Consider the following 22,272-nt stretch of genomic DNA (forward strand, 5'->3'; position numbering starts at 1 on the left):
TCTCGGATCGGAACCTCATCATGCATATTTCCCCTCTCTGGCTGCTGCCGCTTTTACTGGCGCTTCCCGCCCTATCCGCCGATGCCGGCCAGCTGGATCCCGCTCGGGCGCAGGAACGCGCCAATGCGGTGATCGCCCTGATGACCTACACGGTCGTGCCGGATATCACCGCCAGCGATCTCAATATCGGCAGCGGCACCAACCAGTCGGCAGCCCTCGCCATGACCCAGTTTGGCGGTGGCTCAACCATGAGCGACCAGATCCCCGTCTATCTGGAGGGGGCAATAGGATTCAGTCGTTACGATCCCCAGTTCGTCATGAGCAATGGCACCGAGAGCCGCACCATTCCGACCCGCTGGAATAGCCTGACCGCCTCGGGGGGCGTCGGCTGGGATTTTTCCCTGCACCGGGATGAACAAGGGGGACACTGGGTACTTCGCCCCATCGCCAACATCTCCCTTGGCGTGGTGGCCAGCGATCTGCGGATCGGCAGCTGGCTGTTGGAGCGTACCCGGGGCTATTCACTGGACTTTCTCGATGGCGGCCAGCTCAACGTCTATGGCCTGGGGGGCTCCATGATGCTCGATTACGAGCTCTTCTCCCCCGCCCAGGATATCGATGCCGAGCTGCGCTACTCCTACCAGCACCTGCAAAGCTTTGGCGGCACCTCCCACAGCGTGCGCGGGTCTGCCGAGGCGGAAAACCTCGGGCTCTATCTGCGCCGCCGCGCCCCCCTGCTGGACTGGACTCTGCTAGATCGCCCTCTGCGCTATGTGCTGGAAGGGGCCCGCACTGAATATCTCGGGGATCAGCGCGGCCAGCTCGGCTTCAACTCCCTCAACTCGCTGGGACTGGGGCTGGAGCTCGATAGCAGCAAGTACGATATCTTCGTCACCCGCACCCGGTTGGTGGCCAGATACATGTTCAGCCGCCATACCAGCGGTTATTCCGTCGGGCTGGCCATGAGTTTCTAACCAGCTGTAAACGGCCATTAAGCATGAGTGAGAGAGCTTTCATTCAACCGCTAATCTCCCTCAGGTTCACATTTTTCTTGCCTCAAATGACTGGCAATGATGCTTGAACAAACCTGTCTTTTCATTCAGGTAGAAGGTTAATGCCCCACTAAGCGCCTTTATGCGCGCCACAACAAGATTCAATTTGCACCACCCTGAATGCTATCCTGACCTGCCTAATTCTTTTGGAACCATCTCATGCTCATCGCAACACTGCTGGCTTCTGCGCTCGGCTCTTTTACTGAAGGGATCTCTTTTCAACACAAGGACTGGGAACTGGCCTGCGACAACACACGGACATGCCGATCCGCAGGTTACAGCGCAGGATCTGGTGGAATATCAGTTCTGCTCACACGAGAGGCAGGAGCCAAGGGGATACTCAATGCCGAGCTGGCCATCACTGAAGTTGATGAACAAACCCCATCGGCCCCCAGTGATGGTTTGATAACACTGCGCATCAATGACGAAATACTCGGCACCGTAAAAGAGCGGACTCCATTTAGCCAGCATCAAACGGCAGCGCTAGTCCGAGCAATCAAAGGGACTGGCAAGGTGGTATTTGAATGGAACAAACATCAGGAACCGCTATCCGGTGCCGGTGCCTATGCCATTTTTCTCAAAATGGATGAGTTTCAAGGCCGTCTGAATACCAATACAGCCCTGACCAAACAGGGCTCGCTACCCATCACATCCATTCCTCCTGCCTTGTCGGCCCCCGTGATCCACGCCGGTGCCGTTGCCGCAGACAATCTCTCTCGTCCGCTCACCAAGCCGGAGTTGCAGAGCATAGGCAAGTGGCTAAAACAGCAAGTCGATCAAGATACCTGTCCCATGGCCTATGAAAAATCGGAAGGTGGCAGGCTCTATCCCCTGACCCAAGAACGAGCCTTGATCCAGCTCCCCTGCTGGCTCGCCGCTTACAACGACGGATCAGCATTCGTTCTGATTGACGCAGAGCTTGACACCGACAGTGCGACCCTCATCAGTACTGATGCCAATGGTTATGGAATGGGTGAACTGAGTGCCTCACACAAGGGAAGAGGGATAGGAGATTGTTTTTCTTTCGAAAGCTGGATATGGGATGGCAAAACCTTCGTGCAGAGCGAGAAAAGCACCACCGGAAGCTGCCGCATGATTGCACTGGGGGGCACCTGGCACCTACCGACACTGACCAGCAAGGTGGTCAAAGCACAGTAAACATAAGGCAGCCGCTGGGCCGCCCTTGTGGCTTTTGAATATCAGCGGATCGTCGCCATCTTTCTGACGCAGGCTTGCTCCCTGTCATCCACCCGCTTGGCAAACCAGGCGGTGGTGAGGTTGCGGGTGATCTTGGGGCTCTTTAGCTGGATGCCGGGCAGGATGGCGCGGGGCAGCCGCTTGCCCGCCTGCTTGTCGGCCAGGACGAAGACCCTGTGGTAGAGATCGCTCTTGGCAAAGTCGCTGCTATCCCCCAGACGCAGGCTCTGGCTGATGGCCTTTTTGCTCATATTGACCCGGCTGGCGAGGGTGTAGACCGCCAGCTCGGTATTGCCGGGCTTGTCGGAGTTGTAGCGAATGAGATCTCCGTCCAGCGCCAGGCTCTTGCCGCTCAGGCGGCTGACCGCGGCCTGGAAGGCGGCATTGCGGCTCGCGTACCAGCCCGCATTGAAATCGGCGAAGCGGTAGAGGGTGTCGGGGTAGTCGGCCGGGTAGCCGAAGATGTGCTTGGTGCCAAACCAGATGCCGCCGCGACGGGTAAAGACTTCGTGGCGGATGCTGTCCTTGACGGGATAGGGATAGCCACGGGCATTGGCCTCGGCAAAGGCAATGCTCACCTGCATGGGGCCGCCGGTGCGCACCGGGTTGAGGTTGCCAAAGAGCGTCTTGCCCATAGGCAGCATGCCGATCATATCCTCGAAGATTTCACTCATCTCCCGCTCGGTGCGCACCCGATCGATGCGCTCGGCATAGGTCTTGCCGGTAGGAGAGTTGATCGAAAGGGCCGTGCGCACCACAAACTCCGGGATCAGCAGCTTGCCGGCACGGGCGTTGATCTCCTTCCAGGCGATCTTGCTTAAATTGGGTACTACGGGATCGGCCTGGTAAGTGGCTTCCTGCTCCGCCACCGCCAGCACTGAGCAGACGTTGTGATCACTGACTGTGAGTCCCTGGCTGGTGAGGGCCGTCACCACGTCGTTGGCCCACCCCTGCTTGTCCGGCACCTGTCTTGGCAAAAAGCGCACGATGCGGGTCTTCATGTCGGCCGGCTTGCGCGGCTGCATAGCCTTGGGCAACTTGGCGATGGCCGCCGCATCCTGCGCAGGGGCTCCCGGATCGCTGGCGCAGCCCGCAAGGAACAGGGTGACAAACAGCGGCAACGCGCGCACGGCAAAAGAGCTTGAGGAGAGTGAAAACGTCATCGAGGCATCCGGTACTGAGGCTGGGCGCAGACCCGGCCAGTGGCGGGCGCGCAAATAGTCGCTCATTGTAGAGGATTGATCCACAAGGCTAAAGCCCGATGGCCGCGGCGTTCTATTGCGCCTGACAGCCCCTGCCGTCATCCCCTCGCAAACCAGGATGACAAAGGCCCATTGATAAGCTTTTATCGAGAGTGATTTACATTTAGAATGCCGCCGCCCGGACGCTCACGGTATGGACTCCATGGACAGACTGACCCTTCTCTTTGACCCCGTGCAGCAGTGGCTGATCACGCCGCTCTGGCACTGCCTGACCGGACTGCTCGACTTCAACGGGCGCCTGGGGGCCCCCTTCCTGCTGGTCTCGGGCACGATCGCCTATCTGCTCTATCGCCATCGCCGTCGCCAGGGGGATCCCGACGTCCGCAGCTTTGCCGGTTTTCTCGGGGGGCAGGCCGTCTGGCTGCACCCCTCGGCTCTGCTCGACTACCAATACTATCTGGTGCGGGCACTGCTCCATGTGGCGCTGATCCTGCCGATCCTGGCCCTGCTTCACCCCTGGCTGCTGCAGGCGGAGGATGTCCAATCGGCCCTGACCCGGCTCTGGGGTGAACGCCCCCGGCTGGCCCAGGCGAGCTGGCTGATGATGCTCTATGGCCTGGGCGTCTTCCTCATCAGCGATCTGGTGCATTACTGGCTGCACCGCGCCTTCCACAGTCGCTGGCTCTGGGAGTTTCACAAGGTGCACCACAGCGCGACCGTGATGGTGCCGCCGACGGCAAGCCGCATCCATCTGGTGGAAAAGCTGTGCGAGATGCTGGTCAAGGGGAGCTGTCTCGCCCTCTACGCCGGCGCCTTCTACTGGTTGTGTGGCGGCACCGTGCGCCCCTACACCCTGTTCGGGGTGAGCTACCTGGTGCTGGTGTTCAACTCCCTGGCCGCCAACCTGCGCCACACCCATGTCTGGCTCTCGTTTGGTCCCGTGCTCGAGCACATCTTCAACAGCCCGGCCCAGCACCAGATCCACCACAGCCGGGATCCCCGCCACTTCAACCACAACTTCGGCACCAACCTCTCGCTCTGGGACTGGTGGTTTGGCACCCTCTATGTGACCAGCAGCCAGCCCGAGCCCCTCTCCTTCGGGGTCGGCCCCAGGGACAACGAGCGCTACAGCCGCCTGAGCGTGCTCATCCTGCGCCCCTTCCTGGTGACGGCGCGCAAGCTGTGGCGTGCCCTGCCCCGCCCGCGCGGGCGCAATGCCCTGGCCGATTGAGCCGGACAGCCATAAAAAACGCCACCTTGCGGTGGCGTTTTTTATGGGCGAAGAGGCGTGCTGGCTCAGGCACTCCGGCGCAGGGCCTGGTGCTGGGCGGCGCCGTTGATCACCGCCTGCAGGGAGGCATTGACCACGTCGCGACCCACGGCCACCCCGCACATGCGGATGCCCTCGACGCTCAGCAGCACATAGGCGGCGGCGCGGGACTCGGTACCGGCGGTGAGGGCATGCTCGGAGTAGTCGAGCACGTCGATGTGCATGCCGGTGTGGCGTTGCCAGCCGTTGACCAGGGCCGTGATGGCCCCCTCCCCCTCACCGCACAGCTGCAGGGTCCCCGCAGGGGTCTGCAATTCCAGGCGCAGGCTCTCCTGACTGTCGTGGCCGAGCTGGAAGCGGCCCACCCGATAGCCGTGGGCTGGCGCCAGATAGTGGCGCTCGAACAGGGCACGGATCTGCTCCGGGCTGATTTCGCTGCTGCTGGCCTCCGCCTCGGCCTGGACCCGGCGGCTGAAGTCAATTTGCAGCCAGCGCGGCAGTTGCAGGCCGAGGTCGCGCTCCAGCAGGTAGGTGACGCCTCCCTTGCCGGACTGGCTGTTGATGCGGATCACCGCCTCGTAGCTACGGCCGAGATCGGCCGGGTCGATGGGCAGGTAAGCCACGTCCCAGTAGTGATCCGGCTTCTCCGCCGCCAGAGACTTGCGGATGGCATCCTGGTGGCTACCGGAAAACGCGGTGTAGACCAGCTCGCCGGCATAGGGGTGGCGCGGGTGCAGGGCAATCTGGGTACAGGCCCCGACGGTGGCGACGATGGCATCCATGTCGGAGAGGTTGAGCTCGGGGTCGATCCCCTGGCTGTAGAGGTTCATGGCCATGGTGACGATGTCCATGTTGCCGGTGCGCTCCCCGTTGCCGAGCAGGGTGCCCTCGATACGATCCGCCCCCGCCAGCACCGCCAGCTCGGCAGCAGCCACCCCGCAGCCCCGATCGTTGTGGGTGTGGATGGAGATACACACCTCGGGCCGCGCCTTCAAATTGCGGCAGAACCACTCCACCTGATCGGCAAACACGTTGGGGGTGCTCACCTCCACCGTGGCGGGCAGGTTCAGGATCATGGGGCGGGCTGCGCTGCGCCACTCATCGATAACGGCGTCGCACACCTCGACGGCAAACTCCACCTCGGTACTGCTGAAACTCTCCGGCGAGTACTGAAAACTCCACTCGGTGCCCGGATTGCGGGCCGCATACTCCCGCACCCAGCGCGCCCCCTGCACGGCGATGGCCTTGACCCCGTCCCTTCCTGAGTTGAACACATAGTTGCGCTGGGTCGGGTTGACCGAGTTGTAGACGTGGACGATGGCCCGCTTCGCCCCCTTGAGGGCCTCGAAGGTGCGGGCAATGAGATCTTCGCGCGCCTGCACCAGCACCTGGATGGTGACGTCGTCCGGAATCAGGTTGCGATCGATAAGTTCGCGTACGAAGTCGAAATCGGGCTGGGAGGCGGCCGGAAAGCCCACCTCGATGTGCTTGAAGCCGATGTGCACCATCAGCGCCCACATCTGCAGCTTCTGGGCCACCGTCATGGGCTCGACCAGCGCCTGGTTGCCGTCGCGCAGATCCACGGCGCACCAGAGCGGCGCCCGCTCCAGCACCCGGTTGGGCCACTGGCGATCCGCCAGATTGATGACGGGGGCACGGCGGTATTTGCGATGATCGAAGCTCATATTCTGATTCCCTTGGCTGATAGACGAACGGCTGACTGGCGGCTGACAGAGGGACGAAGAGAGGGAAGCGGGGCGGCGCGGTAACGCCGGCCCTGACGAGTCGCGAGGCGGTAACCCCACGCCCGGTATCCTGTGGCCCTTCCCGGTAAGAAGGGCCGGCCGCACAACCCGATAAGGCTGCGGGCCCGATCTGTTCGCCCCTGCATCGGCAGGTGCAGACGACCTGATCCGTTGGCTCCTGTGACGAGGACCCAGTATAGAGAGGCAACGCGGGCGAGAGATTGCAAAGAACGCTGTCAAATACATCTATTGCACAATCATTGTGATGTTTTATCTAATTATTGAGTGACTATCTCCCTCAGGTTCCCTGACCAGGCATTTTCCCCTCTGTCCCGCAGCCTTCGGCCAATAAAAAACCCCGCCATCGCTGGCGGGGTTTTATCGGGTCACGAAGGAGGCGTCTCTCCTTCATCACGCGGTCTTAGCGGCTTTTCAGCTGGCTCTCGACCTTCTGGTGCAGCTCCTGCACCGAGCTCACGTTGGCGGTAGCATCGACTGTGATGGCCATGCAGGTGGCGAACGCCGCGTGCAGCGTGGTGGTGTAAGCCACCTTGTGCTGCAGGGCGCCACGGCGCAGCTGCTTGGAGTCCTCGATGGCCTGACGACCCTCGGCGGTGTTGACGATGTAGGTGTACTCGCCATTCTTGATGCGATCCAGAATGTGCGGGCGACCCTCGTGCACCTTGTTGACCAGGCGCGGGTTGATGCTCGCCTCCCCTAAGGTCACCGCAGTGCCGTGGGTGGCGTCGAGGTCATAGCCCAGCTCCAGCAGCTTGGCGGCCAGGTTGACCACCCGCTCCTTGTCGCCGTGGCGCACGGAGAGCAGGGCGCGACCTTCGCGCGGCACCTGGTGACCGGCACCCAGCTGCGCCTTGGCATACGCCTCGGCAAAGCTGCTGCCCACCCCCATCACTTCACCTGTACTGCGCATCTCCGGGCCCAGCAGCGGGTCGACCCCCGGGAACTTGGCAAACGGCAGCACCACTTCCTTCACGGAGTAGTAGGGCGGGATGATCTCGCTGGTGAAGCCCTGTTCTTTCAGGCTCTGACCGGCCATGACGCGGGCGGCGATCTTGGCCAGCGGCGCACCGGTGGCCTTGGAGACGAACGGCACGGTACGGGCGGCACGTGGGTTCACCTCGATGAGGTAGATCTCGTTGTCTTTCACCGCGAACTGCACGTTCATCAGGCCCACCACGCCAAGCTCCAGCGCCAGTTTGCGCACCTGCTCGCGCATCTCGTCCTGAATGGCCTTGGACAAGGTGTAGGGCGGCAGGGAGCAGGCGGAGTCACCGGAGTGGATGCCGGCCTGTTCGATGTGCTCCATGATGCCGCCGATGACCACATCCACGCCGTCGCAGATGGCGTCCACGTCCACCTCGGTGGCGTCGTCCAGGAAGCGGTCCAGCAGCACAGGCGATTCGTTGGAGACGCTCACCGCCTCGGCGAAGTAGCGGCGCAGGTCCTGCTCGTCATAGACGATTTCCATGGCGCGGCCACCCAGCACGTAGGAGGGGCGAACCACCAGCGGGTAGGTGATGCGCGAGGCCAAAGTAACGGCCTGCTCCAGCGCGGTGACGGTGCCGTTTTCCGGCTGCTTGAGACCCAGGCGCTCCACGGCGGACTGGAAGCGCTCGCGGTCTTCCGCGCGGTCGATGGCATCCGGGCTGGTCCCGATGACCGGCACGCCGTTCGCTTCCAGGGCGCGAGCCAGTTTCAGCGGAGTCTGGCCGCCGTACTGGACGATGACGCCCTTGGGCTGCTCGACCCGCACGATTTCCAGCACGTCTTCCAGAGTCACCGGCTCGAAGTAGAGGCGGTCGGAGGTGTCATAGTCGGTGGAGACGGTTTCCGGGTTGCAGTTGACCATGATGGTCTCGTAACCGTCTTCGCGCAGGGCCAGCGCCGCGTGCACGCAACAGTAGTCAAACTCGATGCCCTGACCGATACGGTTCGGGCCGCCACCGATGACCATGATCTTGTCGCGGTTGGTGGGGTTGGCCTCGCACTCCTCGTCATAGCTGGAGTACATGTAGGCGGTGTTGGTGGCGAACTCGGCCGCGCAGGTATCGACCCGCTTGTAGACCGGGAAGATGTTGTGGCGGGCACGCAGCTTGCGCACTTCCCCTTCGGCCACACCGAGGATCTTGGCCAGACGGGCATCGGCGAAGCCCTTGCGCTTGAGGGCGCGCAGGAAGTCGGCGTCCAAGCCTGCCATGCCGCGCTCTTTCACCTGCTCTTCCAGCTTCACCAGCTCTTCAATCTGCACCAGGAACCAGGGGTCAATCTTGGTCAGCTTGAACACGCCATCCATGGAGAGACCGGCGCGGAAGGCGTCGGCGATGTAGAAGATACGCTCGGCGCCGGCATCCTGCAGCTCGTGGCGGATGCGAGTCAGGGAGTCAGGGGCATTGAGGTCGACCATGGGGTCGAAGCCGGTCTTGCCGGTCTCGAGGCCACGCAGCGCCTTGTGCAGGGATTCCTGGAAGTTGCGGCCGATGGCCATCACTTCGCCGACGGACTTCATCTGGGTGGTCAGACGGTCGTTGGCACCGGCGAACTTCTCGAAGTTGAAGCGCGGTACCTTGGTGACCACGTAGTCGATGGCCGGCTCGAAGGAGGCCGGGGTACGACCGCCGGTGATGTCGTTCATCAGCTCATCCAGGGTGTAACCGATGGCGAGCTTGGCGGCGATCTTGGCGATGGGGAAACCGGTCGCCTTGGAGGCGAGCGCGGAGGAGCGCGACACCCGCGGGTTCATCTCGATGATGACCATGCGGCCATCTTTCGGGTTGATGCCGAACTGGACGTTGGAGCCGCCGGTCTCGACACCGATCTCGCGCAGCACCGCCATGGAGGCGTTGCGCATGATCTGGTACTCCTTGTCGGTCAGCGTCTGGGCCGGCGCGACCGTGATGGAGTCACCGGTGTGGATGCCCATGGGGTCGAAGTTCTCGATGGCGCAGACGATGATGCAGTTGTCGTTGCGATCGCGCACCACCTCCATCTCGTACTCTTTCCAGCCGATCAGGGACTCATCGATGAGCAGCTCTTTGGTTGGCGACAGGTCCAGGCCCCGTTCGCAGATCTCGACGAACTCTTCGGTGTTGTAGGCGATGCCGCCACCGGAGCCGCCCATGGTGAAGGAGGGACGGATGATGCAGGGGAAGCCCACTTCTGCCTGTACCTTCCACGCTTCTTCCATGTTGTGGGCGATGCCGGCGCGCGGGCACTCCAGGCCAATGCTGCGCATGGCCTTGTCAAAGCGGGAGCGATCCTCGGCCTTGTCGATGGCATCGGCGGTGGCGCCGATCATCTCGACACCAAACTCGGCCAGCACGCCGTGCTGCTCCAGCGCCAGGGCGCAGTTGAGGGCAGTCTGGCCACCCATGGTGGGCAGGATGGCGTCCGGGCGCTCTTTCTTGATGATCTCGCGCACCACTTCCCAGGTGATGGGCTCGATGTAGGTGGCGTCGGCCATCTCAGGGTCGGTCATGATGGTGGCCGGGTTGGAGTTGACCAGAATGACGCGGTAGCCCTCCTCGCGGAGGGCCTTGCACGCCTGGGCGCCGGAGTAGTCGAATTCGCAGGCCTGGCCGATGACGATGGGGCCGGCGCCGAGGATCAGGATGCTCTGAAGGTCGTTACGTTTTGGCATGGCTCTCTTTATCCTCTTAGGCGCGATACTGCTTAATCAATTCAATAAAGTGGTCGAACAGACCGGCACAGTCGTGCGGACCCGGACTCGCCTCGGGGTGACCCTGGAAGCTGAAAGCCGGGCGGTCGGTGCGATGGATGCCCTGGAGCGACCCATCGAACAGAGAGACGTGGGTCGCGCGCAGGCACTCGGGCAGGGTCTGCTCGTCCACCGCAAAGCCGTGGTTCTGGGCGGTGATCATGACTGTGTTGTCATCCAGACTCTTCACCGGGTGGTTGGCGCCGTGGTGGCCAAACTTCATCTTGACGGTCTTGGCGCCGGAGGCCAGGCCCAGCAGCTGGTGACCCAGGCAGATACCGAACACCGGGGTGTTGGTATTAAGGAAGGCCTTGATGGCAGTGATGGCGTAGTCGCACGGCTCGGGGTCACCTGGGCCATTGGAGAGGAAGATGCCATCCGGGTTCATCGCCAGTACCTCGGCTGCCGGGGTCTTGGCCGGCACCACGGTCAGGCGGCAGCCACGATCCACCAGCATGCGCAGGATGTTGCGCTTGACGCCGAAGTCATAGGCCACCACGTGATATTTGAGCTGGTCGGCATCCGGGGTGACGTGCCCCTTGCCAAGCTGCCAGCTCCCCTCGGTCCAGTTGTATGCCTCGGCGACGGTCACTTCCTTGGCCAAGTCCATCCCCTTCAACCCGGGAAAGGCGCGAGCCTGCTCGAGGGCGTACGCTTCTGCACTTGCTTCAATGCCCTGCTTGCCCGCCACTTCTTTGCCGGCATAAATGCAACCGGCCTGGGCGCCTTTCTCGCGCAGGATGCGGGTCAGCTTGCGGGTGTCGATGTCGGCGATGCCAACGATATTGTGGGACTTGAGGTAATCGGAGAGGGATTGCTGATTGCGGAAATTGGAGGCAAGTATCGGAAGGTCCCGGATGATCAGGCCTTGGGCGTGGATCTGGGTGGACTCTTCATCTTCGCTGTTGGTGCCGGTGTTGCCTATATGGGGGTAAGTGAGGGTAACGATCTGACGGGAATAAGAGGGATCGGTGAGGATTTCCTGATAGCCCGTCATCGACGTATTGAAAACCACTTCACCAACGGAACATCCCTCGGCGCCTATCGACACGCCTTTGAACACAGTTCCATCTTCCAGCACTAGCAATGCAGTGTGATTCAAGACAACCTCCAGTTATTTAGCTTTAAATTCAGCAATTTACCTGGGTGTTGCGGGCTCGGTTCCGGTCTTTGACAGGACTCGAACCCGGCAGATTTCTGGCAAATTGGGCGCATTCTACTTAAAAAAAGTGGCATTTCAATGTCTTTTCTCTGACGAAATGCATCTAAATTCAATAAACAAGCAACATTACCCATTATCTATGCACTTTTTGCCTTTGCAACCCCCACCATCAAAAGAAAATGAAAAACCACCACCAAAAGCAACACCCAATGCGTCGATAGACACAAAAATCAAATTTAATCACAATAAAAACAATAAATTAAAAAACAACACAAAAACAAACCTGGCCTGATATCGCTCATTTAACCGAAGAAGATTTTCCATAACGCATGAAAAACGTTTTTATTGTTTTGCATTTTTAGTCTGTTTTGTTGAATGTAAAAAAATGGCTAAAAGGGGGATTTTTGACCGCAATGTCGTCACGAGCCGATGACAATCCGGAGAGGGAAAATTGGGGGGCAGAGAGAATTGTGATGATTTATGGCAGTTCAAACAAAAGAGCGGCCATAATGCCTATTTTGGTAGACAAAGTGGGAGTGGACGAGCAATCCCCCCGGCAGAGCGGGGGGATGAAGAGTGTGTTACTTGAGGCCCAATACATCCTGCATGTCGTACAGACCGGCCTGCTGGCCACTGAGCCACTTGCCCGCCCGCACGGCACCGTTGGCAAAGGTAAGACGGCTGGAGGCCTTGTGGCTGATCTCCACCCGCTCGCCGATGTCGGCAAACATGACGGTGTGCTCTCCCACCAGATCGCCGGCGCGAATGGTGGCAAAGCCGATGGTGTTGCGATCCCGCTCGCCGGTGATCCCCTCGCGGCCATAGACGGCGCACTCCTTGAGATCGCGGCCCAGCGTTTTCGCCACTACCTCACCCATGGAGAGGGCGGTGCCAGACGGTGCATCCACCTTGTGTCTGTGGTGCCCCTCGATGATCTCGATGTCGGTGTAATCCCCCATCACCCTGGCGGCCTGCTCCAGCAGTTTGAACACCAGGTTGACGCCCACCGAATAGTTGGAGGCAAACACGATGCCGATCTCCTTGCCCGCTTCGTTGAGGGCCGCCTTGCCCGCCTCGTCGAAGCCGGTAGTGCCGATCACCATCCGCTTGTTGTGGGCCAGGGCGAAGGCCAGGTTGGCCAGGGTCACTTCGGGACGGGTGAAGTCGATGATGAGATCAAACTCGTCACGCACCTTGTCTAGGCTGTCGCTGATCGCCACCCCCAGATGACCCAGTCCGTTGAGCTCACCGGCATCCAGCCCTATCACGGCTGAGCCCGGTCGCTCCAGCGCCGCCCCGACCACTACCCCCTCGGCATTGGTAATGGCTTCCAGCAGCACCTTGCCCATACGACCATTACAGCCCATCACGGCCACACGGATCGGATTGTCCATCTCCACCCTCTCTTCTCTTTAATAAGGAAAGAGACCGTTTTACCAGCCCGCGTTGCCTTTGAAAAGCCCGGTGTGGGCCCGGGCTCACACCCGACAAAACAACGAGATATTTAAATAAAACCGAATATTTGACGGATTCGTACCGATGTACAAAATCCCCTGATAAAAACCCCTATCCATCTGGACGTCCATCTTGACCCATTAACCCTGACTCACTACTGTAGACCCCCCAACCGGGGCAGGATGCCCCCCTGTTTTTCCCCTATTCGCTTCAGATTTCGGCACAAAACAGCACACGACAGGAGGTCATTGTTCAATTTCAGAGGAACACATGATCCAGACTCAACCCAGTGCCAAGGCCCTGCTGCCCCTGCTGGTCTTTCTCGCCCTCTTTATCGGTACCGGTACCTGGCTGACCCTGCAAGGGGTCGAGTTTGCCTTCTACCAGCTGCCCGCCCCCGTCGCCGCCCTGCCCGCCGTGATGCTGGCCCTGATGCTGGGCAAAGAGGGATTCAACAAAAATCTCGAGACCTTCTTCAAGGGGGTCGGCCACAGCAACATCATGGCGATGTGCCTCATCTATCTGCTGGCGGGCGCCTTTGCCAGCGTGGCCAAGGCCACCGGCGGGGTGGATGCCACGGTCGCGCTCGGTCTGTCGTTGATCCCGGGCTGGTTCCTGCTGCCGGGGCTCTTCCTCATCTCTGCCTTTATTGCCACCGCCATGGGCACCTCCATGGGCACGATCGGTGCCGTCGCCCCGGTGGCCCTCGGCGTCGCCCAGGCCGCCGGCATCGACCCCGTACTCATGGCGGGCACCATCCTCTCCGGCGCCATGTTTGGCGACAACCTCTCCATCATCTCTGACACCACCATAGCCGCGACCCGCAGCCAGGGCTGCGAGATGAAGGACAAGTTTCGCGAGAACGTCAAAATCGCCGCCCCTGCCGCCATCGGCGTGATCCTGCTCTACCTGACCCTAGGGTCGGTGGGCGAGGCCCCTGCCAGCAACACGGCCATCGAACTGTTCAAGGTGATGCCCTACCTGCTGATCCTGGGGCTGGCCCTGGCCGGGGTGAATGTGTTCGTGGTGCTGGGAATTGGCATCCTGGCCGCCGGCCTCGTCGGCTTGTTCAACGGCTATGAGCTTGGCCAGTTCAGCAAAGATATCTATCAGGGCTTTACCGGCATGCAGGAGATCTTCCTGCTCTCCATGCTGATCGGCGGCCTCGGCGCTCTGATGGAGCGCCAGGGGGGGCTGGCCTGGATCAGCACCCGCATTGCGGCCCTGATCGCCCGCTTCACCCGGGAGCACAGTGGCGAGCAGAACGAGAAGGCGGCCGAGCTCGGTATCGCCGGGGTAGTGGGCCTCACCAACCTCTGCACCGCCAACAACACGGTCGCCATTATCGTCGCCAGCAAGGTGGCCCGGGATCTGGCGGAGCACCACGGTGTCACCCCGCGCCGCGCCGCCTCCATGCTGGATATCTTCTCCTGCGTGGTGCAGGGGCTTATCCCCTGGGGAGCCCAGGCGCTGCTGCTCGGCTCCATCTTCGCGCTCTCGCCCCTGTCGGTGGTGAGCATGAGCTTCTACCCCATGGCACTGGCCCTGGCCGCCCTGGTGGCAGTGTTCATCAAGCACCAGATGCGCCAGCGTTGATCCCGCCGGCACCGGACATGGCCTTGTCTGGTGCCGTTTGCCACTCTGGCCTCCCCTGATCCGCCGGAGTAATGTGTTAAGGTAAGGCGCTTTCCCCTGCGCAGCCATTCTCGAGGTGCCCCATGCAAGAGTCCCAGCCCGAACGTCAATCCCTGCGCCAACTGGTGAGAACGCGCAGAAAGAGCCTGACCCACGCCGAGCAGCAGCAGGCGGCTCAAGAGCTGCTGGCCCGCTTCAAGGAGCACCCCGAGATCCTGGCGGCCAAACGCATCGCGCTCTATCTGGCCAACGACGGAGAGATCAATCCCCTCCCCGCCATCCACTGGCTCTGGGCCCAGCAAAAAGAGGTCTACCTGCCGGTGCTGCACCCCTTCACCCCGGGCCACCTGCTCTTCTTGCGCTACACAGCCACCAGCCCCATGGTGCGCAACCGCTACGGCATCGAGGAGCCTGAACTCGATGTGCTGCAGGTGGTGCCCCACAGCACCCTCGACCTTATTTGCACGCCCCTGGTTGCCTTCGATGCCGAAGGCAACCGCCTCGGCATGGGGGGCGGCTATTACGATCGCACCCTCGCTTGCTGGCACGAACACAGAATGGGGCCCAAGCCCCTCGGCATCGCCCATGACTGCCAACAGGTGGAGGCGGTGCCGCAAGAAGAGTGGGACGTGCCCCTGCCCCAGATCATCACCCCGAGACGCTGCTGGCGTTTCGAGTAGAGCCGTCAGGCTCCACTCCCCCTTAATCAAGTTCACAGATCAAGGTAAATGGGGAATAAACAGGCAAACGATTTACATCTTGCGGCTTTTTGCCCCGGAACGTGAGCGAGGTGGTCGCTCCGGGGGGGCGGCTTGGATATAATGCGCCCGCTTTTTTCTTAAGGAACGATCATGACTCAAGATGAAATGAAGAAGGCGGCCGGTTGGGCTGCGCTCAAGTATGTGGTTCCCGGTACCATAATCGGGGTCGGCACTGGCTCTACCGTCAACCACTTTATCGACGCGCTGGCGACCATGAAGGACGAGATCAAGGGAGCCGTCTCCAGCTCCGTGGCCTCCACCGAGCGTCTCAAGGGCTTTGGCATCCCGGTGTTTGATCTCAACGAGATCGACGCCCTCTCCGTCTACGTGGATGGCGCCGACGAGATCAACGCCACCCGTGACATGATCAAGGGCGGTGGCGCGGCCCTGACCCGCGAGAAGATCGTCGCCGCCGTGGCCGATCAGTTCATCTGCATCATCGACAACACCAAGACAGTCGACGTGCTGGGCACCTTCCCGCTGCCGGTCGAAGTGATCCCCATGGCCCGCGAATATGTGGCCCGCGAAATCAGAAAGCTTGGCGGCAACCCGGTCTGGCGTGAAGGGGTGGTCACCGACAACGGCAACCACATTCTGGACGTGAAAGGCATGGCCATCACTGATGCCAAGGGGCTGGAAGTACAGCTCAACGCGATCGTCGGCGTGGTTACCAACGGCCTGTTCGCCCACCGCGGTGCAGACGTGGTGCTGATCGGTACCCCCGACGGGGTCATCACCCAATAATCGCTCTGCGAATGAATGACGGCGCCTGATGGCGCCGTTTTTGTTTATTCCTCAACGAGTTGCAAGGTATTGCATGCAACTATCGTTGAAAACTTCAAAAAATTTGACTTTCGTCACAAATATTCCCTCTCCCGCACGTTTTTGCTACTTTACGGTTTTCTTCACACACCATACCTGCACTCGCGTTGCACACTTACAGAGGGATCGACATGACCGCCAAGTTTTCACTGGACAAGGATAAAATCAAGGTACTGCTGCTGGAGGGGGTTCACCCCAACACGGTAGAGACCTTCCGTGCCGCAGGTTACACCAGTGTGGAGTATCTCAAGACCTCGCTTTCCGAGGAGGAGCTGATCGAACGGGTACGCGACGTCCACTTCATCGGCCTGCGCTCGCGCACCCAGATCACCGAGAAGGTGCTGGATGCCGCCAACAAGCTGGTTGCCATCGGCTGCTTCTGCATCGGCACCAACCAGGTCGAGCTGGACGCGGCCCAAATCCGCGGCATTCCGGTATTCAACGCCCCCTTCTCCAACACCCGTTCGGTCGCCGAACTGGTGCTCGGCGAGATCCTGCTGCTGCTGCGCGGCATCCCCGAGAAGAATGCCAAGTGCCATCGCGGCGTGTGGGAGAAACTCGCCAACCGCTCGGTGGAGGCACGCGGCAAGAAGCTCGGCATCATCGGCTACGGCCACATCGGTACCCAGCTTGGCATCATCGCCGAGAGCATCGGCATGAAGGTTTACTACTACGACATCGAGAACAAGCTCTCGCTGGGCAACGCCATCCAGGTGCCCAACATGGTCGAGCTACTCAACATGTCCGACGTCATCAGCCTGCACGTGCCGGAGACCCCTTCCACCAAGGATCTTATCGGTGCCGAGCAGCTGCGCATGATGAAACCGAGCGCCATCTTCATCAACGCCTCCCGCGGCACAGTCGTGGACATCGATGCTCTGGCTGACGTCATCAAGAGCGGCCACATCTCCGGCGCCGCCATCGACGTCTTCCCGAGCGAACCCAAGTCCAACGACGAGGAGTTCATGACCCCGCTGCGCGGTCTGGACAACGTGATCCTGACCCCGCACATCGGCGGCTCGACCCAGGAGGCACAGGAGAACATCGGTCTGGAAGTGGCCAACAAGCTCATCAAATACTCCGACAACGGCTCCACCCTCTCCGCCGTCAACTTCCCGGAAGTCTCCCTGCCGGGCCACAAGGGCTCCAGCCGCCTGCTGCACATTCACCGCAACCAACCCGGCGTGATGAACAAGATCAACCAGATCTTCGCCGAAGAGGGAATCAACATCGCCGGTCAATACCTGCAGACCAGCAGCCACATCGGTTACGTGGTGATCGATGTCGAGACCGAGCACAGCGAGAAAGCGCTGGCCAAGCTCAAGGAGATCGACGGCACCATTCGTGCGCGGATCCTGCACTGATGGCGTGAGTCTCGCCCAGCAAAAAGCCCGTCATGATGACGGGCTTTTTTATTTTATGGCGCTCGCTTGATGAAGGTTTGCTTACCACCACCCCAGCAGATTGCGCCCCACCAGCGCTCCCCACACCAGGGCGTTGAGGGCCAGCGCGATAAAGACGGCGGCGGAGCCCAGATCCTTGGCACGGCCGGAGAGTTCATGGTGCTCGGGGCCGATGCGATCCACCACCGCCTCGATGGCGGAGTTGAGCACCTCGACGATCACCACCAGCCAGCTGATGATGACCAGCAACAGGATCTGGTTGAGGGTCTCCCCCACCCAGAACGTCAGCGGCATCAGCAACAGAATAAGCATCAGCTCCTGACGAAATGCGGCCTCATTGATCCAGGCAGACTTGAGCCCTTTCATGCTGTAACCGGTTGCCTTGATGATACGGGTGACCCCGGTTGCCCCTGGCTTTGCCACGCTATCTACCTCATTTGGAATCGATTTTGGCCTCACATCCTATCAGAGCCCCCCAAGGTTTCAATCGGTGGACTTTTGCTTTATTTTATCCCTTTGCATTTTCGCCCCTGCGGCTGACACCACCCACTCGAGACTTGAGTTGTATGTCCATTCACACAGATGAATTGCGCACCCGTCGCCTGGAGTCACTGATCACTCCGAGCGAGCTCGCACACGCTTTCCCGATCAACGATACCATTGCCCAGAATCTGCTGGATGCCCGTCGCGAAGTGGAAGCCATTCTGGCCGGAGAGGATCAGCGCCTGCTGGCCATCGTCGGCCCCTGCTCCATCCATGATCCTGCCGCCGCCCATGAGTATGCCCGTCGCCTCAACCGCCTGCGCGAGCAGTATAAAGAGAGCCTGTGCATCGTGATGCGCACCTATTTCGAGAAGCCGCGCACCATCGTCGGCTGGAAGGGGCTGATCAACGATCCGCGCCTCGACGGCAGCTTTGACGTCAATGAAGGGCTGAAGCTGGCCCGCAAACTGCTGGTCGACATCAACGAGATCGGCCTGCCCACCGCCACCGAATTCCTCGACATGGTGACCGGCCAGTACATTGCCGACCTCATCACCTGGGGCGCCATCGGTGCCCGCACCACAGAATCCCAGGTACACCGCGAGATGGCCTCTGCCCTCTCCTGCCCGGTCGGCTTCAAGAACGGCACCGACGGCAACACTCGCATCGCCATCGATGCGGTGCGCGCCGCCCGTCACAGCCACATCTTCTATTCCCCGGACAAGGACGGCAAGATGACCATCTACCGTACCGCCGGCAACCCCTATGGCCACGTGATCCTGCGTGGCGGCCACCGTCCCAATTACGATACCGCCAGCATCGACGAGGCCTGCGAAGCCTTGGCCGACGTGGGACTGCCTGAGCGTCTGGTGGTGGATTTCAGCCACGGCAACAGCATGAAGGATCACCGTCGCCAGCTGCTGGTGGCTCAGGATATCTGCGATCAGCTGCGCCGTGGCCGCACCGGCATCGCCGGCATCATGGCCGAAAGCTTCCTGGTGGAAGGGCGCCAGGATGTGGAGAACGGCTGCGCCGCCACCTTCGGCCAGAGCATCACCGATGCCTGCCTCTCTTGGGACGATACCGAGACCCTGCTGGCCATGCTGGCCGAGGCCGCCCAGGTGCGTCTGCACAAGTTGGGCTGAGCCTCGTCAGAACGTACAATAAATAAAGAAGGGCCAGACATCCTGCATGTCTGGCCCTTCTCTTATTAGGCAAACCCCGCTTACAAACTGGGCATAAACCAGACCCGGCCACCCGCCTCTATGCGCTCTGTTCTTATCTGGAACACCTGCTCCAGCAGCGCCTGGCCCACCAGTTCGACCCCACCCTCGCTCACCACACGCCCCTGCTGCAGGCAGAGGATGCGATCCGCCCAGTCGATGGCCAAATTGATGTCGTGGATGGCGATCACCACCAGCAGCCCCTGACAAGCCACCGTCTTCAGCAGCCGCAGCAAGGCCAGCTGATGGTGCAGGTCCAGCCCGGCCAGAGGTTCATCAAGCAGCAGGACGCGCCCCGCCGGGTTGAGCCCTGGCCACACCTGCAGCAAGGTACGGGCGATCAGCACCCGCTGCTGTTCGCCGCCGGACAGCCGGCTGAAATCCCGCGCCAGCAAATCATCCAGCTCCAGAGCCTCGCACAGGGCCTGGATCGCCTCGCGCTGACGGGCGGGCTCGCCCCCCTCGTCCAGCCCCAGGCTCAACACCTGAAACACCGGGATATGAAACAGCTGGGGCTGGCGCTGGGGCAACATGGCGCGGCGACGGGCGAGCGCCTGCCAACCAAGGTCAGTAAGCACTTCCCCATCCAGCAAGACGTCTCCTTGCGCAGGCAAAATGCCGGCTAGGGCGCCGAGCAGGGTCGATTTGCCGCTGCCATTGGGGCCGAGCAGGGCCACCAGCTGGCCGCCCGTCCAGGCGAGATTAAGAGGGGCCAGCCGTGCAGGAATAGCGAGGGCGCGGGCCTCAATCAGAGGGGCGGCATCATTGTGACACTCAGGTGTTGGCATGGGCATCTTGCCTCAACAGCAGGTAGATAAAGAGCGGGGCCCCGACCGAGGCGGTGATGACGCCGATGGGCAGTTCACCGGCACTCAAGGCCGAGCGGGCAACCAGATCGGATGCCAGCAAGAGGGCGCCGCCCCCCAGCGCCGAGGCAGGCAGCAAGAAGCGCTGATCGCTGCCGCCACACAAGCGCAGCAGATGGGGCACCACCAGGCCGACAAAACCGATGACGCCGCACAGGGACACCGCCACCCCGGTGAGCAGACAGACCGCCAGCACCAATCGCACCCGCATCCTGTCCACATCCAGCCCCATCAGGCGGGCCTGGGTCTCCCCCAGCAGCAGTTGCTGCAGCGCCTTGCCCTGCCAGCAGAGCCAGCCCAGGGTGAGCGGCAATAGCAGCCACCACCAGGCGATCTGCTGGCTGCCATAAGAGAGACTGCCCATCATCCAGAACATGAATTCGCGCAAAGAGGCATCGTCGGCAAAGTACATCAGCCAGGTCATGGCCGCATTGGTGAGAATGCCGATGGCGACCCCAAACAGCAGCAGCCTGGCATGGCCAAGCCTGGCACGGCGCGCCAGCCGGATCAGCATCATGGTCACCAGCAGGGCCCCGCCAAAAGCGGCAAGGGACAAACCCCAGCCCGGCAGATAGACGCCGAGGGATTTGGCCACCGCCATCGATACCATGGCCGCCAGCCCTGCTCCGCTCGAGACGCCGAGCAGGCCGGGTTCGGCCACCGGGTTGTGCAGCATCACCTGCAGCACGGCGCCGCCACAGGCGAGCGCGGCTCCCGCCAGCAGGGCCAGCAGGGCGCGCGGCAGGCGCAGCTCCAGCAGGATGCGTTGCTCCAGCTCGCCAAGGGGTTGCCAGGGCAGCAGCACAAACTCCCCCCAGGCGAGGGAACAGACAAAGAGCAGCAGGGTCAGCAGGGCGAGGCCAAAGAGCCAGCGCCGCTGCCAGCGTTGCTGGCGGGCGAGCAAAGAGAGGTACACGCAAGATCCCCGAACATGAAGGCACAACCTTGCCACCGCTGTCGGCCAGACAGGGCAAGGTTGCAGGAAAAGGGCATGATAACAGTGGCTTGCCACCCAAGGTCAAGGCTGGTAGTGACTGGCCATCTGCTTTATATCGCCGCTCTCCACCAGACGCTGCAAGGCGGCGCTCAGGACGGACTTTTGCGCCTGATGGGGTGAGCGCTTGCTCATGCCAAGGTAGAGGGTCACCGGACTATCCGGGCGGTAGTCCGCTTTGCCAAGGGGCTCCCCGTCCCCCTGGCGCAGGGCGTAATCAACCTGGCAATCGGTGCCTATCATCAACGGCAGGTGGCCCCGCTGCACCATGCGAAGCAGCTGATCCTCGGTCGGCACCCCGTGCTTGTTGAGTGCGGGATCAGAGTCAAAGGGTTCGAAGTAGGCAGACTTGAGCACATAGCCCACCTCCATTCCAGCCAGATCCCGATACTGGCGGATACCGGCCACCGTGGCGGGCTTGCCATAAAAAGCGGGCCAGCACTGGTAATAGGCGGGTTGCAGATAATCGATGAAGGCGGCGCGTTCGGCGGTGTGAGCCAGACCAATCATGAGATCGACCTGGCCGGATTCCATCTGCTTGAGAGCCCTGCCCCAGGGCATGCGCCGGATCTGCAACTGGATGCCGCTCTCCTTCTGCAGACGCTGCAGGATCTCCACATCGAGTCCTTGCAACTCGCCATCCGGTTGCAGGATCCGAAAAGGGGGCCAGAGATCGGTGGCGACCGTCAGGGTCGGAGCACCTTGAACCAGGCAGGCAAACAGCAGACCAAGCACACCCCAGCTTGTCTTGCCCATTCGGTTGGATCCTTGTGTTGCGCTATCCATGATTGACTAAAAATACCCTGACCGCCCACTTATGAAAACCCATGGTTCAGAGATAAAATGCAATTGATTTTAAAGGAGAACCTAATGAACCCAATCTTTACCAGTATCGGTCTGTTGCTGTGCAGCAACGTTTTCATGACCTTTGCCTGGTACGCCCACCTCAAGAGTATGAACCACAAACCCTGGATCATTGCGGCGCTGGTAAGCTGGGGCATCGCCCTGTTTGAATACCTGTTGCAAGTGCCCGCCAACCGCATCGGCCATACCGTGATGAGCGTGGGGCAGCTCAAGATCCTGCAGGAGGTGATCACCCTCACCGTATTCGTCCCCTTCTCCATCTTCTATCTCAAGGAAGATCTGAAATGGGACTACCTCTGGGCCGGGCTGTGCATCCTGGGGGCGGTCTTTTTTGTTTTTCGCGAGAAACTCACCGGCGCCTGACGCTGTACACTCAATAACATCCCCGTTAACGGCATCTCC

General features: G+C 61.0%; 18 protein-coding genes. 9 read left to right on the forward strand and 9 right to left on the reverse strand.

The features are described 5' to 3' along the window. Positions 1-20: 20 nt before the first annotated feature. A complete protein-coding gene (locus LA321_RS19060; protein WP_042069895.1) occupies positions 21-974 on the forward strand; it encodes a hypothetical protein in 954 nt (317 codons plus the stop codon). A gap of 237 nt (positions 975-1,211) precedes the next feature. Then, positions 1,212-2,210, forward strand: a complete 999-nt coding sequence (locus LA321_RS19065; protein ID WP_042069896.1) for a DUF1176 domain-containing protein — start codon at positions 1,212-1,214, stop codon at positions 2,208-2,210. A 41-nt stretch (positions 2,211-2,251) separates the two neighbouring features. Here LA321_RS19065 and LA321_RS19070 read toward each other — a convergent pair whose 3' ends face one another. Further along, a complete protein-coding gene (locus tag LA321_RS19070) occupies positions 2,252-3,412 on the reverse strand; it encodes a DUF1615 domain-containing protein (protein WP_042070052.1) in 1,161 nt (386 codons plus the stop codon). 241 nt (positions 3,413-3,653) lie between these two features. Between LA321_RS19070 and LA321_RS19075 the strand changes: the two genes are divergently transcribed. Further along, entirely contained in the window at positions 3,654-4,682 is a 1,029-nt protein-coding gene (locus tag LA321_RS19075) for a sterol desaturase family protein (protein ID WP_042070054.1), read from the forward strand. A 65-nt stretch (positions 4,683-4,747) separates the two neighbouring features. Here the strand turns inward: LA321_RS19075 and leuA are convergent, their stop codons facing one another. From leuA to dapB, 4 genes are all read right to left on the reverse strand, one after another. Further along, positions 4,748-6,406, reverse strand: a complete 1,659-nt coding sequence (gene leuA / locus LA321_RS19080; protein ID WP_042069897.1) for a 2-isopropylmalate synthase — start codon at positions 6,404-6,406, stop codon at positions 4,748-4,750. Between the two features lie 481 nt (positions 6,407-6,887). Beyond that, a complete protein-coding gene (gene carB / locus LA321_RS19085; protein WP_042069899.1) occupies positions 6,888-10,124 on the reverse strand; it encodes a carbamoyl-phosphate synthase large subunit in 3,237 nt (1,078 codons plus the stop codon). 16 nt (positions 10,125-10,140) lie between these two features. Further along, positions 10,141-11,304 carry a glutamine-hydrolyzing carbamoyl-phosphate synthase small subunit gene (carA, locus tag LA321_RS19090; RefSeq protein WP_042069900.1) on the reverse strand — a complete coding sequence of 388 codons (1,164 nt, stop codon included), beginning with the start codon at positions 11,302-11,304 and terminating at the stop codon, positions 10,141-10,143. Between the two features lie 641 nt (positions 11,305-11,945). Next, positions 11,946-12,758, reverse strand: coding sequence for a 4-hydroxy-tetrahydrodipicolinate reductase (dapB, locus tag LA321_RS19095; protein WP_042070055.1), 813 nt, complete (start codon positions 12,756-12,758; stop codon positions 11,946-11,948). A gap of 331 nt (positions 12,759-13,089) precedes the next feature. Between dapB and LA321_RS19100 the strand changes: the two genes are divergently transcribed. The 4 genes from LA321_RS19100 to serA all read left to right on the forward strand — a co-directional run bounded on the left by LA321_RS19100 (position 13,090) and on the right by serA (position 17,401). Next, positions 13,090-14,415, forward strand: coding sequence for a Na+/H+ antiporter NhaC family protein (locus tag LA321_RS19100; RefSeq protein ID WP_042069901.1), 1,326 nt, complete (start codon positions 13,090-13,092; stop codon positions 14,413-14,415). A gap of 122 nt (positions 14,416-14,537) precedes the next feature. Next, the gene (locus LA321_RS19105) at positions 14,538-15,134 is read left to right on the forward strand and encodes a 5-formyltetrahydrofolate cyclo-ligase (protein WP_042069903.1); all 597 of its coding nucleotides are present in this window, start codon (positions 14,538-14,540) and stop codon (positions 15,132-15,134) included. A gap of 171 nt (positions 15,135-15,305) precedes the next feature. Next, positions 15,306-15,959: a ribose-5-phosphate isomerase RpiA gene (gene rpiA, locus LA321_RS19110; protein WP_042069905.1), complete on the forward strand. Its 654-nt coding sequence runs from the start codon at positions 15,306-15,308 to the stop codon at positions 15,957-15,959. Between the two features lie 209 nt (positions 15,960-16,168). Further along, entirely contained in the window at positions 16,169-17,401 is a 1,233-nt protein-coding gene (gene serA / locus LA321_RS19115) for a phosphoglycerate dehydrogenase (RefSeq protein WP_042069906.1), read from the forward strand. Between the two features lie 81 nt (positions 17,402-17,482). Here serA and LA321_RS19120 read toward each other — a convergent pair whose 3' ends face one another. Next, positions 17,483-17,863, reverse strand: a complete 381-nt coding sequence (locus tag LA321_RS19120; protein WP_042069907.1) for a diacylglycerol kinase — start codon at positions 17,861-17,863, stop codon at positions 17,483-17,485. A gap of 143 nt (positions 17,864-18,006) precedes the next feature. On the opposite strand from LA321_RS19120, the gene LA321_RS19125 reads away from it, so the two are divergent. Next, a complete protein-coding gene (locus LA321_RS19125) occupies positions 18,007-19,068 on the forward strand; it encodes a 3-deoxy-7-phosphoheptulonate synthase (RefSeq protein ID WP_026456871.1) in 1,062 nt (353 codons plus the stop codon). A gap of 80 nt (positions 19,069-19,148) precedes the next feature. Here LA321_RS19125 and LA321_RS19130 read toward each other — a convergent pair whose 3' ends face one another. The 3 genes from LA321_RS19130 to LA321_RS19140 form a co-directional block, all read right to left on the reverse strand. Continuing rightward, positions 19,149-19,934, reverse strand: coding sequence for an ATP-binding cassette domain-containing protein (locus LA321_RS19130; protein WP_042069908.1), 786 nt, complete (start codon positions 19,932-19,934; stop codon positions 19,149-19,151). Further along, the gene (btuC, locus tag LA321_RS19135) at positions 19,921-20,928 is read right to left on the reverse strand and encodes a vitamin B12 ABC transporter permease BtuC (RefSeq protein ID WP_042028584.1); all 1,008 of its coding nucleotides are present in this window, start codon (positions 20,926-20,928) and stop codon (positions 19,921-19,923) included. Before btuC ends, LA321_RS19130 begins: the two co-directional genes overlap by 14 nt. Before the next feature lie 102 nt (positions 20,929-21,030). Then, the gene (locus tag LA321_RS19140; protein ID WP_042069910.1) at positions 21,031-21,762 is read right to left on the reverse strand and encodes a substrate-binding periplasmic protein; all 732 of its coding nucleotides are present in this window, start codon (positions 21,760-21,762) and stop codon (positions 21,031-21,033) included. Between the two features lie 114 nt (positions 21,763-21,876). Between LA321_RS19140 and LA321_RS19145 the strand changes: the two genes are divergently transcribed. Then, entirely contained in the window at positions 21,877-22,233 is a 357-nt protein-coding gene (locus LA321_RS19145) for a DMT family protein (protein ID WP_005337656.1), read from the forward strand. Positions 22,234-22,272: the final 39 nt, after the last annotated feature.

Origin of the sequence: Aeromonas enteropelogenes, assembly GCF_020097295.1 — a bacterium.
In the GTDB taxonomy this organism is placed as follows: domain Bacteria; phylum Pseudomonadota; class Gammaproteobacteria; order Enterobacterales; family Aeromonadaceae; genus Aeromonas; species Aeromonas enteropelogenes.

Excerpts from the sequence above, each read along its gene's own strand:
- LA321_RS19075 (WP_042070054.1), top strand. The coding sequence starts at position 3,654 with ATGGACAGACTGACCCTTCTCTTTGACCCCGTGCAGCAGTGGCTGATC.
- carB (WP_042069899.1), bottom strand. The coding sequence starts at position 10,124 with ATGCCAAAACGTAACGACCTTCAGAGCATCCTGATCCTCGGCGCCGGC.
- LA321_RS19060 (WP_042069895.1), top strand. The coding sequence starts at position 21 with ATGCATATTTCCCCTCTCTGGCTGCTGCCGCTTTTACTGGCGCTTCCC.
- serA (WP_042069906.1), top strand. The coding sequence starts at position 16,169 with ATGACCGCCAAGTTTTCACTGGACAAGGATAAAATCAAGGTACTGCTG.
- LA321_RS19125 (WP_026456871.1), top strand. The coding sequence starts at position 18,007 with ATGTCCATTCACACAGATGAATTGCGCACCCGTCGCCTGGAGTCACTG.
- LA321_RS19100 (WP_042069901.1), top strand. The coding sequence starts at position 13,090 with ATGATCCAGACTCAACCCAGTGCCAAGGCCCTGCTGCCCCTGCTGGTC.
- leuA (WP_042069897.1), bottom strand. The coding sequence starts at position 6,406 with ATGAGCTTCGATCATCGCAAATACCGCCGTGCCCCCGTCATCAATCTG.
- LA321_RS19070 (WP_042070052.1), bottom strand. The coding sequence starts at position 3,412 with ATGACGTTTTCACTCTCCTCAAGCTCTTTTGCCGTGCGCGCGTTGCCG.
- dapB (WP_042070055.1), bottom strand. The coding sequence starts at position 12,758 with ATGGACAATCCGATCCGTGTGGCCGTGATGGGCTGTAATGGTCGTATG.
- rpiA (WP_042069905.1), top strand. The coding sequence starts at position 15,306 with ATGACTCAAGATGAAATGAAGAAGGCGGCCGGTTGGGCTGCGCTCAAG.
- LA321_RS19130 (WP_042069908.1), bottom strand. The coding sequence starts at position 19,934 with ATGCCAACACCTGAGTGTCACAATGATGCCGCCCCTCTGATTGAGGCC.
- LA321_RS19065 (WP_042069896.1), top strand. The coding sequence starts at position 1,212 with ATGCTCATCGCAACACTGCTGGCTTCTGCGCTCGGCTCTTTTACTGAA.
- LA321_RS19145 (WP_005337656.1), top strand. The coding sequence starts at position 21,877 with ATGAACCCAATCTTTACCAGTATCGGTCTGTTGCTGTGCAGCAACGTT.
- LA321_RS19105 (WP_042069903.1), top strand. The coding sequence starts at position 14,538 with ATGCAAGAGTCCCAGCCCGAACGTCAATCCCTGCGCCAACTGGTGAGA.
- LA321_RS19140 (WP_042069910.1), bottom strand. The coding sequence starts at position 21,762 with ATGGGCAAGACAAGCTGGGGTGTGCTTGGTCTGCTGTTTGCCTGCCTG.